The organism is Pseudomonas sp. Irchel 3A5 (assembly GCF_900187575.1).
Taxonomy (GTDB): Bacteria; Pseudomonadota; Gammaproteobacteria; order Pseudomonadales; family Pseudomonadaceae; genus Aquipseudomonas; species Aquipseudomonas folii.
Genome location: NZ_FYDU01000003.1, coordinates 28,672 through 44,258 on the forward strand (window position 1 = coordinate 28,672; position 15,587 = coordinate 44,258).

The following is a 15,587-nucleotide window of genomic DNA, read 5'->3' on the forward strand; positions in this document are numbered from 1 at the left end:
TCACCGCGTTCAAAGGTAGGAGCCAACTTGTTGGCGAGAGGGCTGACGCGGTTATTCAGGCACACCACCTCGCGAACAAGTTCGCTCCTACCCGGCCGCGGAGGCTCAGGCTTGCCGCGTTCGAAGGTAGGAGGCAACTTGTTGGCGAGAGGGGCTGACGCGGATATTCAGGCACACCGCCTCGCGAACAAGTTCGCTCCTACCCGGCCGCGGAGGCTCAGGCTTGCCGCGTTCGAAGGTAGGAGGCAACTTGTTGCCGAGAGGGCCTGACGCGGTTACTCAGGCACACCGCCTCGCGAAAAAGTTCGTCCCTGCAGTTCGTCTCGGGTCAACGTCAAACCACCTCCTCTCCCCGCGCATTGAACTGCAATGCCGCCAACCTTGCATACAGCGGATTGCTGACAATCAATTGCTGATGCGTGCCTACGGCGACCAGTTTTCCTTGATCGATAACGGCAATCCGGTCGGCGTTTTGCACCGTGGCCAGTCGATGGGCAATGACCAATGTCGTGCGGCCTTTCATCAGACCCGGTAACGCTTCCTGAATCAGGTGTTCACTCTGGGCATCCAGCGCGCTGGTTGCTTCGTCCAGCAGCAGAATCGGAGCGTCCACCAGCAATGCCCGAGCGATGGCCAGGCGTTGACGCTGCCCACCCGACAAACCAAGCCCGCCGTCACCCAGATGGGTCTGGTATCCGTTGGCCATTTGCAGGATGAACTCATGGGCGTGGGCGATACGCGCAGCTGCTTCAACCTGTTCAGTGCTGGCGCTGGCATTGCCATAACGAATATTGTCTTCAACGCTGCCGAAAAACAGCGCGGGTGTCTGCGAGACCAGCGCAAAGTGACGGCGCAAGTCTTGCGGATCGAGCTGCGTAATCGGCAACCCTTCGACAAGAATCCGCCCCGACTGCGGATCGTAGAAACGCAGCAGCAAATCAAACAATGTCGATTTACCCGCCCCTGAAGGACCAACCAACGCAAGGGTTTCCCCCGGTTCAATGGTCAGGGTCAGGTTATCCACGGCCTTGTGCTCAGGGCGTGACGGATAGCTGAAGCTCACGGCCTCCAATTCCAGACGACCGCTGATCCGCTCCGGCAATTGCAACAGATCGCTGCTCGGCGGCGTGATTTCGCTTTTGGCCCGCAGCAGTTCGGAAATTCGCTCGGCCGCACCCGCCGCCCGTTGCAACTCGCCAATCACCTCACTCAGGGTGCCGAAGGCGCTGCCGACGATCAGTGCGTAAAACACGAACGCAGCCAGTTCACCGCTGGAAATGGTGCCCTCGATGACATCCATGCCGCCGACCCACAACATCACGGCCACCGCCCCCAGCACCAGGACAATTACCAGCGTGATCAGCCACGAGCGTTGCAGGATGCGCTTGCGAGCGGTCTGGAAAGCATCCTCGGCAGTCTTCGCGAAACGCGCCTTGTCCTGCTGCTGATGGTTGTAGGCCTGAACCGTCTTGATCTGCCCCAGCGCTTCGGACACGTAACTGCCGACGTCGGCGACACGGTCCTGGCTTTCCCGGGACAGGCTGCGCACGCGGCGGCCAAAGATCAGGATCGGCGCCACCACCAGCGGCAGTGCTACGACGACAATGCTGGTGAGTTTCGGGTTGGTGATGAACAACAGAATAATCCCGCCAATCACCATCAAGGCATTGCGCAGGAACATCGACAGCGACGAACCGATTACCGATTGCAGCAACGTGGTATCGGCGGTCAGGCGTGACTGGATCTCGGAACTGCGATTATTTTCGTAGAACCCCGGATGCAGGTTGATCAGGTGATCAAAGACCTTCTTGCGCAAGTCCGCCACGACTCGTTCACCAATCCAGGACACCAGATAGAAACGGACAAAGGTGCCAGCCGCCAGGCCCATGACCAGGAGCATGAACAGGCCGATGGATTGATTGAGCAGGTGCGGTGAGCGCGTGACGAACCCCTGATCCACCAGCATTTTGATTCCCTGCCCGATCGACAGGGTGATCCCGGCCGTGACGATGAGCGCGATCAGCGCGCCAACCGTTTGCCAGCGATAAGGAGCCATGAACTGCGCCGCCAGGCGAATGGCCTGACGCTGACGACTGGAAAGCAATGAAGCCATGAAAGCTGGACCCGCATGAAAGGCTGAAGCCAGAGCCTACACCGGTCCGACGGGCATTTCTCTGCTATTACCACCCGGCAGGTGCTGATGAACTATGGCGATTAGCCTTAGTCGCATCATTATGACCGTCATGACCCATTGCTAGACAGGATTGATCTAAGCGAACGCTGGCGGTTATGTGCAGTTTCTGGTGGACTTGACGCGCGTTTGATGTGCCTAGGGATGTCACGGCAGAGTCATTGAACGCGGTTAGTCTAAGCACAACACCTGATGAAGGAGACAGGCCATGAGCTTGCAAGCAAACAGCAATGAAGTGCCAGTCGTACGAGCCAACCCGCAGCTGCCCGTGGGCGGCGCAATCCTGGACAAGGACGGGCGCGAAGTCGTGATCACTGAAGAGATGGTTCAGGCCGCTTGTCAGGAATGCGACAAAAACTGGGTTACACCTGAAAAACAAGATTGAGCAAAGCCCCAACATTTAGAACCCGACGTCCGTGTCGGGTTTTTTCTGTCCGGGATTTGATCTGGCAGGCTCAGGCTACCGGGACAACCACCGCGCCCAGCGCCGTCACCAACGCCTGCAACGCAGCCGATTGGCCATTGATTTTCACATTTAAACCTTCGATCTCGCGACGCGGCGGATAGTTTTTGCGCAGCAGATCGAACGCTACAGGCTGGCTTACCGAGCCCACCAGGCTCCGGCGAAAATCGGCGTCATCACGGCGCGGGTCGTAGACGCCGCGGCACAGCGTGTTCAGCGCCCAGACCGGATCGGTGCGCTCATCCAGGGTGACTTCCGCGAGCCAAGGCCGGGGCAACAGATCGGCAAGACTGATCTGCGCTTCCTGCTCAAGAAACCCACACAAGGCCTGATAAATCTGCGCAGTGCCTCGCTGCCGCCCGTCGAGGCTGTAACCCGCAATATGTGGCGTACCGATCACGCACAGGTCGGCCAGTTCAATATTCACGTTGGGCTCGCCTTCCCAGACATCCAGCACGGCCTGCAGGTCTTCGCGCTCCAGCAGCGTGTCATGCAAGGCCGCGTTATCAACCACTGCGCCACGGCTGGCGTTGATCAGCCAACTGCCGTGTTTGAGTTGCTGCAAACGTGATTGGTCGAGCAGATGCCAGGTCGGATGTTCGCCCCCCTTGTCCAGCGGGGTGTGCAAGCTGATCACGTCACAGCGCTGGAGGATTTCCTCAAGGCTGACGAAGTCACCGCCTTCAACGGCTTGCCGGGGAGGATCGCAGACCAGCACATTCCAGCCCAACGCCTTTAGCACCTTGATCAACCGCCCGCCCACCTGCCCCGCGCCGACTACGCCATAGGTGCGCTGCGCCAGATCCACGCCTTCGATTTCCGCCAGAGTCAGCAGACTGCCGAGGACATAATCCACGACGCCACGGGCATTACAACCCGGCGCGCTGGACCACTGAATACCGGCCTGCTGGAAGTAATCCAGATCAAGGTGATCGGTGCCAATGGTGCAGGTGCCAACAAAACGGACCGGGCTGCCTCCGAGCAATTCGCGGGTCACCGGCGTCACCGAGCGCACCAACAGAATGTCCGCTTCCGCCACTGCAACCCGGTCAATGGAACGGCCGGGCAAACGCTGGATCTCGCCAAAACCGGCAAAGAACGCGTCGAGCAACGGAATATTTTCGTCAGCAACAATTCGCATGGTGTACTCCCAGAGGTCGGCGGCAGTGTAGGCATTGATCGTTGCGGATAGGAAGGTGTGTTCGAGCTGGCTGACTCTCAAGCAGGAGACCCTCTGCCTGCAGCCTTTTCAGCAGCGCTTCATTTGTCGTGGGACCGGCTTTAGCCGGGAAGGCGGCATATCTGACAGCACAAATTTGTCGGCTGTACTGGCCCCTTCCCGGCTAAAGCCGGTCCCACGTCAGAAATACTCCGGACCGATCAATCCAGCTTCTTGCGAATCCAGTACAGGAAGGTGCCATCCGCAGCCTCTTGATCCACTAGGTCATGGCCCAGGAAAACACAGAACTTGGGGATGTCGCGGCGCGTGGACGGGTCGGTGGCGATGACCTTGAGCAGGCCGCCAGCAGGCAGGTCGCGGACTTTCTGATGCAGCATCATCACTGGCTCAGGGCAATTGAGGCCGGTGGCGTCGAGAATGGCGTCGACGGGCTGACTTTGGATGGGTTCAGACATAAGCACTCCAGAAACTGGCGGGCATTATCCCGCGTATCCGGGCAGGTCGCTAGCTGCCAAACGCATCCTTCAGGAAACCCGGTGCAATGTAGCGTTCGTAGTGCGCTTCGGACAGCAGGAAAAATTCCCGATCAATGGCATCGCGCAAGTCAGGCAAAGCCCAGTCGCGGAACTCCGGCATCAGCACCATACCGTACGCTTCAATATTGGTAATGACCCGCGCGCCCCGTGCAATCAGCTGGTAAGCCCAGCAATACTCTGACTGGGCAGGCACGAAGCGGATTTTGCGCAGTTCCAGTTGCGCACGCAGCTTGCCCGCATCAAATACTTCCAGCTTGGCGGTCATCACCTGAACCAGCAGCTGTTCGAGCCGCAGCCACACTGCCCGCTTCTGGTCTTCGTCGTAACCGTTCCAGTGGATCACTTCATGGTGGAAACGCTTGCAGCCACGGCACACCAGGTCCCCGTAAACAGTGGAACAAAGGCCGACACAGGGCGTTTTGATGATTTGATTGGGCATGGCAGGCAGGGCAACGACAGGCGAGAACGAGCCCGCATATTAGCCCTTTGTCTAACAACGATCACCCCCGAACGTGTAGGGCTAACTTACCTTTACAGAAGATTTGCCGTAGAATCAGCGAGCCTTTTAAGGCGCCAATGTCCGTTGGAAGCTGTTTTCAAAGCGTCACGAGCACAGTCAAAGTAACCCAGCAGTCCGGTGTTGACGCAGGATTCAAGCCCTCGTCAACACTCATCAGCCGTCCTGCAGGCGTAAAACTTTGAAAACAGCTTCTGTAAGGAATTGCCGAAAACCCTGGCCAAGGAACTCAAAAAGTTTCGTCGTGCAGGTTTTTCGGGCAATTCCTGGATGAGCGTCCCGGACACCCATTTGGGACCACTGATGAGGGTAATACTGTGCTTGAAGCCTACCGTAAACACATCGAAGAGCGTGCCGCCCAGGGTATCGTGCCCCAGCCGCTTAACGCCGAACAAACTGCCGGCTTGATCGAACTGCTGAAGAATCCCCCGGCTGGTGAAGAAACTTTCCTTGTCGACCTGATCACCAATCGTATTCCGCCTGGCGTTGACGAAGCTGCCTACGTCAAAGCCGGTTTCCTGTCTGCCCTGGCCAAGGGCGAAGCCACTTCTCCCCTGATCGACAAGAAGCGCGCCGTTGAACTGCTCGGCACCATGCAGGGCGGCTACAACATCGTCACGCTGGTTGACCTGCTGGATGACGCAGAGCTGGCCCCGGTGGCCGCTCAGGAACTCAAGCACACGCTGCTGATGTTCGATGCCTTCCACGACGTGGCCGAAAAAGCCAAAAACGGCAACACTCACGCCAAGGCTGTCATGCAGTCCTGGGCTGACGGCGAATGGTTCAAGAAGCGCCCGACGCTGGCAGACAAAATCAGCCTGCGTGTGTTCAAGGTGACTGGCGAAACCAACACCGACGACCTCTCCCCGGCGCCTGACGCCTGGTCGCGTCCTGATATCCCGCTGCACGCCCTGGCCATGCTGAAAATGGCCCGTGAAGGCATCGTGCCGGACGTACAAGGCTCCATCGGTCCGATGAAGCAGATCGAAGAAATGCGCGGTCAGGATTTCCCGATTGCCTATGTTGGCGACGTGGTCGGCACCGGTTCTTCGCGTAAATCCGCTACCAACTCGGTGCTGTGGTTCTTCGGCGACGACGTTCCTTACGTGCCGAACAAGCGCGCTGGCGGTTTCTGCTTCGGCAGCAAAATCGCTCCGATCTTCTACAACACCATGGAAGATGCCGGCGCACTGCCAATCGAATTCGACGTCAGCAACATGAACATGGGCGATGTGATCGACCTGTATCCGCATGCTGGCAAAGTCTGCAAACACGGCACCGACGAAGTCCTGACCACCTTCGAAATGAAGACGCCGGTTCTGTTGGACGAAGTACGTGCTGGCGGTCGTATCCCGCTGATCATCGGCCGTGGCCTGACTGACAAGGCTCGCGCCGAACTGGGCCTGGGCCCTACCGATCTGTTCAAACTGCCGGAAGCACCAGTCGACACTGGCAAGGGCTACACCCTGGCGCAGAAGATGGTTGGCAAGGCGTGCGGCCTGCCGGAAGGCAAAGGCGTTCGTCCAGGCACGTATTGCGAGCCGAAGATGACTACCGTGGGTTCGCAAGACACCACGGGCCCGATGACCCGCGACGAGCTAAAAGACCTGGCGTGCCTGGGCTTCTCCGCTGACCTGGTCATGCAGTCCTTCTGCCACACCGCTGCTTATCCAAAGCCGATCGACGTCACCACGCACCACACGCTGCCTGACTTCATCATGACCCGTGGCGGCGTTTCCCTGCGTCCGGGCGACGGCATCATCCACAGCTGGCTGAACCGTATGCTGCTGCCGGATACCGTCGGTACCGGTGGTGACTCCCACACCCGTTTCCCGATGGGCATCTCGTTCCCGGCCGGTTCCGGTCTGGTTGCGTTTGCTGCAGCCACCGGCGTTATGCCACTGGACATGCCGGAATCGATTCTGGTGCGCTTCAAAGGCAAGATGAAGCCTGGCATCACCCTGCGCGACCTGGTTCACGCCATTCCTTACTTCGCCATTCAGTCGGGTTTGCTGACTGTTGAGAAGAAAGGCAAGAAGAACGCCTTCTCCGGCCGCATCCTGGAGATCGAAGGCCTTGATGACCTGAGCATCGAACAGGCTTTCGAACTGTCCGACGCCTCGGCCGAACGCTCTGCCGCCGGTTGCACCATCAAGCTGTCGAAAGAGTCGATCACCGAGTACCTGAACTCCAACATCACCCTGCTGCGCTGGATGATTGGCGAAGGTTACGGCGATGTTCGTACGCTGGAACGTCGTGCTCAAGCGATGGAAGCCTGGGTTGCCAATCCTGAGCTGATGGTTGCCGATGCTGACGCGGAATACGCTGAAATCATCGAAATCGACCTGAACGACATCAACGAGCCAGTGCTCTGCGCACCGAATGATCCGGACGACGCCCGTCTGCTGTCCAGCGTTGCTGGCGAGAAGATCGACGAAGTGTTCATCGGTTCGTGCATGACCAACATCGGCCACTTCCGCGCTGCGGGCAAGTTGCTGGACAAGGTCAAGGGTCAGTTGCCAACGCGTCTGTGGCTGTCGCCGCCGACCAAGATGGATGCTCACCAGCTGACGGAAGAAGGCTACTACGGCATCTACGGCAAAGCTGGCGCGCGCATGGAAATGCCAGGCTGCTCGCTGTGCATGGGTAACCAGGCACGTGTAGAGCCGAACTCGACTGTTGTGTCGACATCGACCCGTAACTTCCCGAACCGTCTGGGCGACGGCGCGAACGTCTACCTGGCCTCGGCCGAGCTGGCTTCCGTTGCTTCGATCCTGGGTCGCCTGCCGACCGTCGAGGAGTACATGGAATACGCGAAACAGATCGATACCATGGCGGCGGACGTATACCGCTACCTGAGCTTCGACCAGATCGCCGAGTTCCGTGAAGTCGCCGCGAACGCCAAGATCCCGGTTGTTCAAGCGTAAAAGCGCAACACAGCGTTAAGAGAACCCCGTCCATGTGACGGGGTTTTTTATTAGCTTCAAACCATCCTGACGTGGGACCGGCTTTAGCCGGGAAAGCGATGTTTCTGACGTCCAATTTTCAGTGACTGTACCGACCTCTTCCCGGCTAAAGCCGGTCCCACGAAATCGCGCCAATATGTGCGATCGCGTTTCTCCTATGGCACAGCGCCCATAAAAAAGCCCCACATCTCACGATGCAGGGCTTCTCGTTACAACCGAACTAAACCATCAAACCGCGAGGGTCTGTCCGCTCATGGCCAGGTCCAGCAACTCACGGTTGGCCACGGCGTACATCGCGTAGTCCGTACCGCTTGCTGCGCGGATGTCCACCAGCATGGCGCGCCAGCGGTCGACCATGGCGCTGTGCTGTTCAAGCCACAGGTTCAGGCGCTCTTCAATGTCAGCAGGACCATCGGCCATCTGCAGAACCGAGATGGTGATCGCCCGTTGCTGCCAGTCGATGTCATCACGGAACGCTTCGCGGGCCAGGGCTTGCCAGTTGTTTTCCACCGGCAGGCTGCTGATCTGTTGCAGATACCAGGTAACGTCCAGCGCGCTGCCCACGGCGAAATAAGCCTTGGCCACATCGGCAGCATTCTGCCCGGTGACGTCAGACGCTTCGATGATCGGCAGCAACGTGTACAGGTGGCTAGTGCCTGCGACCATGCGCGCCAATAGCTCCGGCACGCCTGCTTCGACATAGGCCTGATAGCGGGTCTGCCAGACTTCGCGAGTCGGGCCTTCCAGCAGTTCGTCGAGTTTCAGCCCCAGCGCAGCGAGGTGCGGACCGAAGTGCGCAACATCACGCGCCGCGTCCAGCTCGTTGCGACGGCTGCGCAGGAACCAGCGCGTTGCGCGGCGGCCCAAACGCATCAACTCGTCCATCAATGCCAGCTGAATCTCGGCAGGCACCTTGTAGTCCAGCGCCTCGATCTGACGGAACCAGTGTGGGAGGTGGAAGATATCACGCACGATCACGTAAGCGCCCGCCACATTGGCCGCACTCATGCCGGTGGACTCTTTGAGTCGCTGGACGAAGGTGATGCCCATGTGGTTGACCAGATCGTTGGCGATCTGGGTGCTGACGATTTCGCGCTTGAGACGATGCTGACGCATGGCGCCGGAGTATTTGGCACCCAACGACGGCGGGAACGCGGTTTCCATGTCGCGCGCCAGATAGTCATCATCCGGTACACGGGATTCCAGCAGCGCTTCGTTCAGATCGATCTTGCTGTAGGAGATCAATACCGACAGCTCCGGACGCGTCAGGCCATGACCGGCCGCTACGCGCTCGCTGATCTGCTCTTCAGCAGGCAGGAACTCAATGGCGCGGTCCAGCTTGCCACGGGCTTCCAGATCCGCCATCAGGCGCTTGTACTCGGCAATCCGCTCGTAAGCACGACGCGTGGCCAGGGACAGAGCCTGGGTTTGCTTGTAGTTGTTGCCCAACACCAGATTGCCAACTTCGTCGGTCATGCTCTCCAGCAGCTGATTACGCTGCTTTTCAGTCATGTCACCGGCCTGCACCACTTCATTGAGCAGGATCTTGATGTTCACTTCGTGGTCGGAGCAATCCACGCCAGCCGCGTTGTCGATGAAGTCCGTGTTGGAGCTGCCACCATTGAGCGCGAACTCGACACGGCCCAGTTGGGTCATGCCCAGGTTACCGCCCTCGCCCACCACCTTGCAGCGCAACTCGTCACCGTTGACCCGGTGCGCGTCGTTGGCCTTGTCGCCCACATCGGCATGGCTTTCTTCGCTGGACTTGACGTAAGTCCCGATGCCGCCGTTCCACAACAGATCAACCGGCGCCTTGAGCAGCGCGTTCAGCAGTTCGGTCGGGGTCAGCTTGTCAGCCTTGATGTCGAAGCGTTCTTTCATTTGCGGCGTGATGGCGATGCTTTTCGCACTGCGCGGGAAGATCCCGCCGCCTGCCGACATGATGCTGGTGTCGTAATCGGTCCAGGCCGAACGCGGCAGGTCGTACAGACGCTTGCGCTCGATGAAGCTGCTGGCCGGGTCCGGGTTTGGATCAATGAAGATGTGCAGGTGGTTGAATGCGGCCACCAGTTGCAGCTTGTCGGACATCAGCAAGCCATTGCCGAAAACGTCACCAGCCATGTCACCAATACCGATGACGCTGATGCTGTCCTGCTGAACGTTGATGTCACGCTCACGGAAGTGACGCTGCACACCGACCCACGCGCCTTTCGCGGTGATGCCCATTTTCTTATGGTCATAACCGGCCGAACCACCGGAAGCAAACGCGTCGCCCAGCCAGAAGCCGTAATCGATGGCGATGCCGTTGGCGATGTCGGAGAAGGTCGCAGTGCCTTTGTCCGCCGCGACAACCAGGTACGGATCATCGTCGTCATGACGCACGACGTTGGCTGGAGGAACCAGCCCGCCCTCTTTCAGGTTGTCAGTGATGTCCAGCAAGCCGGAAATGAAGATGCGATAGCAGGCGATACCTTCAGCCTGAATATCATCACGGCTGCCACCCAGAGGCAGGCGACGCGGCAGGAATCCACCTTTGGCACCCACCGGCACGATCACCGAGTTCTTCACGTGCTGGGCTTTCACCAGACCGAGGACTTCAGTACGGAAGTCTTCTTCGCGATCCGACCAGCGCAGGCCGCCACGGGCCACGTTACCGAAGCGCAGATGCACGCCTTCGACACGCGGCGAGTAGACGAAGATTTCAAACTTGGGCACCGGCTTTGGCAGCTCGGGAATCAGACGCGGGTTGAACTTGAAGCTGAAGTAGCTCTTGTTCTGACCGTTGGCATCAGGCTGATAGAAGTTGGTGCGCTGGGTGGCTTTGATCAGGTCCAGATAACGACGCAGGATGCGGTCTTCGTTGAGTACCTGAACATTGTCCAGCGCGGAAAGAATCGCCTGCTCCAGACGCAATTGCTTGTCGTCCAGATCGTCAGTGGTCAGTTTGCGCGCCAGATAGAAGCGGGTTTTGAACAACCGGGTCAGCTCACGGGCAATGTCCGTGTGGTTGTTCAGGGTGCTGGCGATGTAACCCAGGTCGAAGCCTAGACGAATCTGTTTCAGGTAACGGGCGTAGGCACGCAGCAGTGCCACATCTCGCCACGGCAGACCGGCAGTCAGAACAAGACGGTTGAACGCGTCGTTCTCGGCATCGCCGCGCACGATGTGGACGAACGCATCCTGCAGAGTGTCGTTGAGTTGCTGGATGTCGATTTCCAGGCCTTCAGCCGCCGTGAACGCGAAGTCGTGAATCCAGAACTCGCGACCGTTGGTGTGGCGCAGGCGATACGGGAATTCACCCAGTACACGCAGGCCCAGATTTTCCAGAATCGGCAGTACGTCGGACAGGGCCAGCGGCGTATCAGCGTGGTACAGCTTGCAATGCAACTGCGCCTTGTCGCCGGACAGCGGCTGATAGAAGCTCATCACCAGTGGTTTGGCTTCGCTCAGGTTGAGCAGGTGCTGCATGTCGACCACAGCCGAATGCGCAGCGAAACGCTCGCGATAACCCGCCGGGAAGCCTTTCGGGAAATCCGCCAGCACGTTGGTGCCGTGGGCTTCGCCGAAGCTTTCCACCACCAGACTGGCGTAATCGTCTTTCCACGAACGGCAAGCCTGAATCACTTCGTTTTCAAGCTGAACCGGGTCAATGTTCAGATTAACCTTCGGGTCCACCCGCAGAATCAACTGAACGCGAGCCAGAACCGACTCGGAGAAGAAAGTCCAGAACTCGCAGTCGCTGGCCTTGAGGCGTTCCATCAGGACTTGCTGGATCTTCTGGCGGACTTCTGTGGAATAGATGTCACGCGGCACGTAGGCCAGGCAATAGCAGAAACGACCGTAAGGGTCTTTGCGCAGGAACACGCGAATCTTGTTGCGCTCCTGGATCTGCACAATGGACATCACGGTGTTGAACAGCTCGTCCACCGGGGTCTGGAACAGATCATCGCGAGGCAGAACCTCCACGACTTGCGCCAGCTCTTTACCCAGGTGAGCCTTGGGATGGAAGCCGGAGCGGTGCTCGATCTCAGCCACCTTGCGACGGATGTACGGAATCTCGCGAACGCTTTCACCATACACCGAGGAGGTGTAGAGGCCCATGAAGCGGCATTCCTTGATGACCTTGCCCGAGGCGTCGATCTGGCGGATCGACACATAATCAGGATACGCCGGGCGATGTACACGACTCGGGTGCGCGGCCTTGGCGAACGACAGCAGCATCGGCTCGTGCAGGTAGCTCACGGCGTAATCTTCGATGTGCAGGTCTTCGTGAGTCAGGCCAGCACGCAGACGCTTGGTCAGGCCGAGGAAAGACGATTCGTCGTACACCAACTGGCCGCCATCGCCTTCGTTGCTGACTTGAAACTCTTCGTACCCCAGGAAGGTGAAATGGTTATCCACCAGCCAGTGCAGGAACGCCTTGACCTCGGACTTCTCGCCCTCATCGACGGCGTACTGCACAGAATCGATGCCTGCCAGCAGCTCATTCAGCTTGGCCTTCATCGGTTCGAAATCTTCTACGGCCACCCGTACTTCGCCGAGCACTTGCTCCAGTTCACGGGCCAGCACATTCAACTCGCTGGCGTTGGCACAGCGGTCGATTTCCAGGTACATCAGGGATTCTTGCAGCACGTCTTCGCCGCTGGTGCCTTTAGGCAGCAATTCCAGCAGTTCGCCCTTGCTGTCGCGACGTACGCTCAACACGGTGGTTTGCAGCGTATGGATGCTGTAACCGCGACGGTTCAGCTCGGTGCGGACCGAGTCCACCAGAAAGGGTAGATCGTGGTGCAATACTTCAACGGCGGTGTGCGTGGATTGCCAGCCGTGACGTTCGTAATCGGGGTTGTAAACGCGGACCTGCGGGGTGGCATGTTCAAAACGTTCAAGCAGACGCCAGGCTGACAAGGTGCAGCCCGCCAGATCGGACAACCGACGCTGGGTGAGTTCGTCGAGGGAAATGATGCCAAAAAATTGCTCGGCGAACAGCGCCACTTGTGGCAGTGCCTGTTCACTGATGTGCTGCGCCAGTGCTGCTTGCAGTTGATGCTGAAAGTCAGACTTGCTGGCTGCGGTGAAGAACGCCATCTGAGGTACTCCGCTTGTGCTTTTTTAGAAGGAAGCTTGAAGGAAGTGTTGCCTGCACATGCTGTGCCTGGATGAAACGGCAGAGGCACAGCATAAGCCAAAGAACTAACGCTTGCCGCGAACGACTCGTCACATTTGCTTTCTGTAGCCGGTGCCGGAAAAAACAACACGCAGGGTAGGATTTCTCCTCTACCGTTCATCCGCCACCCAGCTTAACGAGAGCTGACAGGCAGTTACTTGTCGTGCTGCGACATATTCGGTCATCTGGTTGCAGGAAACTCTTGGGCATTGCTTGCCAATCGCTGGCAAAATTGCCCCTTGTCCGCTTTTAAGCCAGGAACGTTCATGAAAATCAAGACTGCCAGCTTTATCGTCAACCCCTGTGATGACGAGTACGACGACATGGCGCTGCTGTGCTGCCACGGTGAAACCGGCGATCTGTTTTCGCTGACGCGCTTCCCGGACGAGCAGGAAGTCGAGATCACCGTGCGCGATGACAAGGTGCTTGCGGTTTCGCAGCTTAAGGTGACGCTCAGTGCCGAGCGTCTGCTGGTTGAGCTTGATCCGGCGGATGGTAAGGCGCTGGATGGGCATCATCTGTATGAAATCAGCCATGGCATGGCGGCGGATGAGCTGAAGGAGGTTGAAGAGACGCTGGTGATTATTCTTGAGGGTGTTGGGGTTTATGTGAGTGAGCTGGCGGGGTCTTGATCGGCAGTATTTTTTGCGTACATATCCGTTTTTTGGGGTAACGGCTGATATTGGTTGCGCTTTTACAGCGCCTCACTTTTGAACATCCGGAAGTCGGCCCAGACAAAAGTAACCAAAACGCTCTTGCCCCACCACTGGGTCCCTCGCTGTCGCTCGGCATACCCGTAATCCGACATTACTGCGTGGGGCCGCCGCCACCGGCCATCCATGGCCTGAGGCGGCTAAACCGGCATCCCTGCCGCCCCTTCCTTTAACAAGAGCCCCCACACAGCAATATCGAATTCCGGCCGGCGTGGTTTAACGGGGCGCTTAAGATCAAAATCAAAAGCAGATCAAAAGCAGAGCGAAAACGGCGGTAGCGCCTCGGACTGGTAGGAGCGAACTTGTTCGCGAGACGTCCGCACAGCCAATGCATACGTCATCTGACACACCGCCTCGCAGCCTTCGGCAGCTCCTACAGAAGCCCGGCAAATTCACAAACCAGGTCGGCTGTCAGGCCGCCGCGCTTTTGATTTTGATCTCAGGCGCCCCGTTAAACCACGCTGGCCGCCCGCAGATTCTGAACCGTGGGCAACCCGGCAGGACGCCGGGTTAGCCGCACCGGGCCATGGATGGCCCATTGCGGCGGCCCACGGTTTCAGATCTGCGGGCGGGCATCCCGAGCCTAGGCGAGGGACCGAGTGATGGGGCAAGAGCGTTTTGCTTACTTTTGCGCTTTCAAAAGTGAGGCGCTGTAAAAGCGCAACCAATACCAGCCGCTACCCCGCCAACGGATATGTACACAACATTAAGAAGCACCGCCAAGCCCTACACCCCCAATTCTGTAGGAAAAATCCTCAAGCTTTGTAGCGTTATCCTCAAAACCACACAAAAAACCCCAGAGCCGTTAGTCGCCAGGCCCCTCTATGGATTAAAGTATCGCCCCCAGCTTCGGCGTTGATTGACGCCGCTGATTACCTGCCAGGAACAGTCACCGATGGAACATCGTGAAGCGCTGATAGCGCTGCGAACCTTTCTTTCCACGCAGATCCTCGGTCAGGAAAAACTGATCGAACGTCTCCTGATCGCCCTGCTCGCCGACGGCCACATGCTCGTCGAAGGGGCCCCCGGTCTGGCCAAGACCAAAGCGATCAAGGAACTGGCAGAAGGCATCGAAGCACAATTTCACCGCATCCAGTTCACCCCCGACCTGCTGCCTGCCGACATCACCGGCACCGAGATTTATCGTCCGGAAACCGGCAGTTTCGTCTTCCAACAGGGTCCGATCTTCCACAATCTGGTACTGGCGGACGAAATCAACCGTGCGCCCGCCAAGGTCCAGTCAGCACTGCTTGAAGCCATGGCCGAGCGTCAGGTCAGCGTGGGACGGAGTACATACGACCTGTCGCCGCTGTTCCTGGTCATGGCCACCCAGAACCCCATCGAGCAGGAAGGCACCTATCCGCTGCCTGAAGCCCAGCTCGACCGTTTCCTGATGCACGTCAAGATCGGTTTCCCGGACGCTTCGGTGGAGCGCAAGATTCTGGCCCAGGCCCGTGGCGAAGCGCTGAATGGTGAGACCAAACCAGAACGCCGGGTCAGCCAGCAGGCGATTTTCGCCGCGCGCAAGGAAATCCTTGGGCTATACATGGCCGATGCGGTGGAGGAATACCTGGTGCAACTGGTCATGGCGACCCGCAACCCGGCCAAGTTCGACGCGGAAATGGCCGAGTGGATTTCTTATGGGGCCAGCCCCCGTGGCTCTATTGCTCTGGATCGCTGTGCGCGGGCCCACGCCTGGCTGGCCGGGCGGGATTTTGTCAGCCCGGAAGATATTCAGGCAGTCCTGTTCGACGTATTGCGCCACCGGATAATCCTGTCGTTCGAGGCGGAAGCCGCAGGGATCGATCAGGATCGGGTGATCCAGCGCATTCTTGATGTCGTGGCTGTTGCGTAAAG

9 protein-coding genes are annotated in these 15,587 nt (G+C 58.4%); 4 read left to right on the top strand and 5 right to left on the bottom strand.

The window, feature by feature from the left end; all coding sequences use genetic code 11:
• Positions 1–334: 334 nt before the first annotated feature.
• Positions 335–2,113, bottom strand: coding sequence for an ABC transporter transmembrane domain-containing protein (locus tag CKW31_RS05040; protein ID WP_095093315.1), 1,779 nt, complete (start codon positions 2,111–2,113; stop codon positions 335–337).
• Positions 2,114–2,399: 286 nt separating this feature from the next.
• On the opposite strand from CKW31_RS05040, the gene CKW31_RS29750 reads away from it, so the two are divergent.
• Entirely contained in the window at positions 2,400–2,576 is a 177-nt protein-coding gene (locus CKW31_RS29750; RefSeq protein ID WP_164581703.1) for a PA1571 family protein, read from the top strand.
• Between the two features lie 70 nt (positions 2,577–2,646).
• On the opposite strand, the gene pdxB is transcribed toward CKW31_RS29750, so the two are convergent.
• The 3 genes from pdxB to CKW31_RS05055 all read right to left on the bottom strand — a co-directional run bounded on the left by pdxB (position 2,647) and on the right by CKW31_RS05055 (position 4,809).
• Positions 2,647–3,795 (bottom strand): 4-phosphoerythronate dehydrogenase PdxB, encoded by a 1,149-nt coding sequence (gene pdxB / locus CKW31_RS05045; RefSeq protein ID WP_095093316.1) that lies wholly within the window; start codon positions 3,793–3,795, stop codon positions 2,647–2,649.
• Between the two features lie 239 nt (positions 3,796–4,034).
• Complete coding sequence (gene tusA, locus CKW31_RS05050; RefSeq protein ID WP_027898617.1) at positions 4,035–4,289, bottom strand: sulfurtransferase TusA; 255 nt, start codon at positions 4,287–4,289, stop codon at positions 4,035–4,037.
• 49 nt (positions 4,290–4,338) lie between these two features.
• Positions 4,339–4,809, bottom strand: coding sequence for a DUF1289 domain-containing protein (locus CKW31_RS05055; protein WP_095093317.1), 471 nt, complete (start codon positions 4,807–4,809; stop codon positions 4,339–4,341).
• Positions 4,810–5,204: 395 nt separating this feature from the next.
• Between CKW31_RS05055 and acnB the strand changes: the two genes are divergently transcribed.
• Complete coding sequence (gene acnB, locus CKW31_RS05060) at positions 5,205–7,814, top strand: bifunctional aconitate hydratase 2/2-methylisocitrate dehydratase (RefSeq protein ID WP_095093318.1); 2,610 nt, start codon at positions 5,205–5,207, stop codon at positions 7,812–7,814.
• 267 nt (positions 7,815–8,081) lie between these two features.
• On the opposite strand, the gene CKW31_RS05065 is transcribed toward acnB, so the two are convergent.
• Positions 8,082–12,938 carry an NAD-glutamate dehydrogenase gene (locus CKW31_RS05065; RefSeq protein ID WP_095093319.1) on the bottom strand — a complete coding sequence of 1,619 codons (4,857 nt, stop codon included), beginning with the start codon at positions 12,936–12,938 and terminating at the stop codon, positions 8,082–8,084.
• A gap of 345 nt (positions 12,939–13,283) precedes the next feature.
• Between CKW31_RS05065 and CKW31_RS05070 the strand changes: the two genes are divergently transcribed.
• Both CKW31_RS05070 and CKW31_RS05075 read left to right on the top strand, forming a co-directional pair.
• Positions 13,284–13,649 carry a hypothetical protein gene (locus tag CKW31_RS05070; RefSeq protein ID WP_095093320.1) on the top strand — a complete coding sequence of 122 codons (366 nt, stop codon included), beginning with the start codon at positions 13,284–13,286 and terminating at the stop codon, positions 13,647–13,649.
• Between the two features lie 976 nt (positions 13,650–14,625).
• Positions 14,626–15,585, top strand: coding sequence for a MoxR family ATPase (locus CKW31_RS05075; RefSeq protein ID WP_095093321.1), 960 nt, complete (start codon positions 14,626–14,628; stop codon positions 15,583–15,585).
• Positions 15,586–15,587: the final 2 nt, after the last annotated feature.

Bases quoted from the DNA above. Each gene is read 5' to 3' on its own strand.
- CKW31_RS05040 (WP_095093315.1), bottom strand. From the start codon at position 2,113: ATGGCTTCATTGCTTTCCAGTCGTCAGCGTCAGGCCATTCGCCTGGCG.
- CKW31_RS29750 (WP_164581703.1), top strand. From the start codon at position 2,400: ATGAGCTTGCAAGCAAACAGCAATGAAGTGCCAGTCGTACGAGCCAAC.
- pdxB (WP_095093316.1), bottom strand. From the start codon at position 3,795: ATGCGAATTGTTGCTGACGAAAATATTCCGTTGCTCGACGCGTTCTTT.
- tusA (WP_027898617.1), bottom strand. From the start codon at position 4,289: ATGTCTGAACCCATCCAAAGTCAGCCCGTCGACGCCATTCTCGACGCC.
- CKW31_RS05055 (WP_095093317.1), bottom strand. From the start codon at position 4,809: ATGCCCAATCAAATCATCAAAACGCCCTGTGTCGGCCTTTGTTCCACT.
- CKW31_RS05065 (WP_095093319.1), bottom strand. From the start codon at position 12,938: ATGGCGTTCTTCACCGCAGCCAGCAAGTCTGACTTTCAGCATCAACTG.
- CKW31_RS05070 (WP_095093320.1), top strand. From the start codon at position 13,284: ATGAAAATCAAGACTGCCAGCTTTATCGTCAACCCCTGTGATGACGAG.
- CKW31_RS05075 (WP_095093321.1), top strand. From the start codon at position 14,626: ATGGAACATCGTGAAGCGCTGATAGCGCTGCGAACCTTTCTTTCCACG.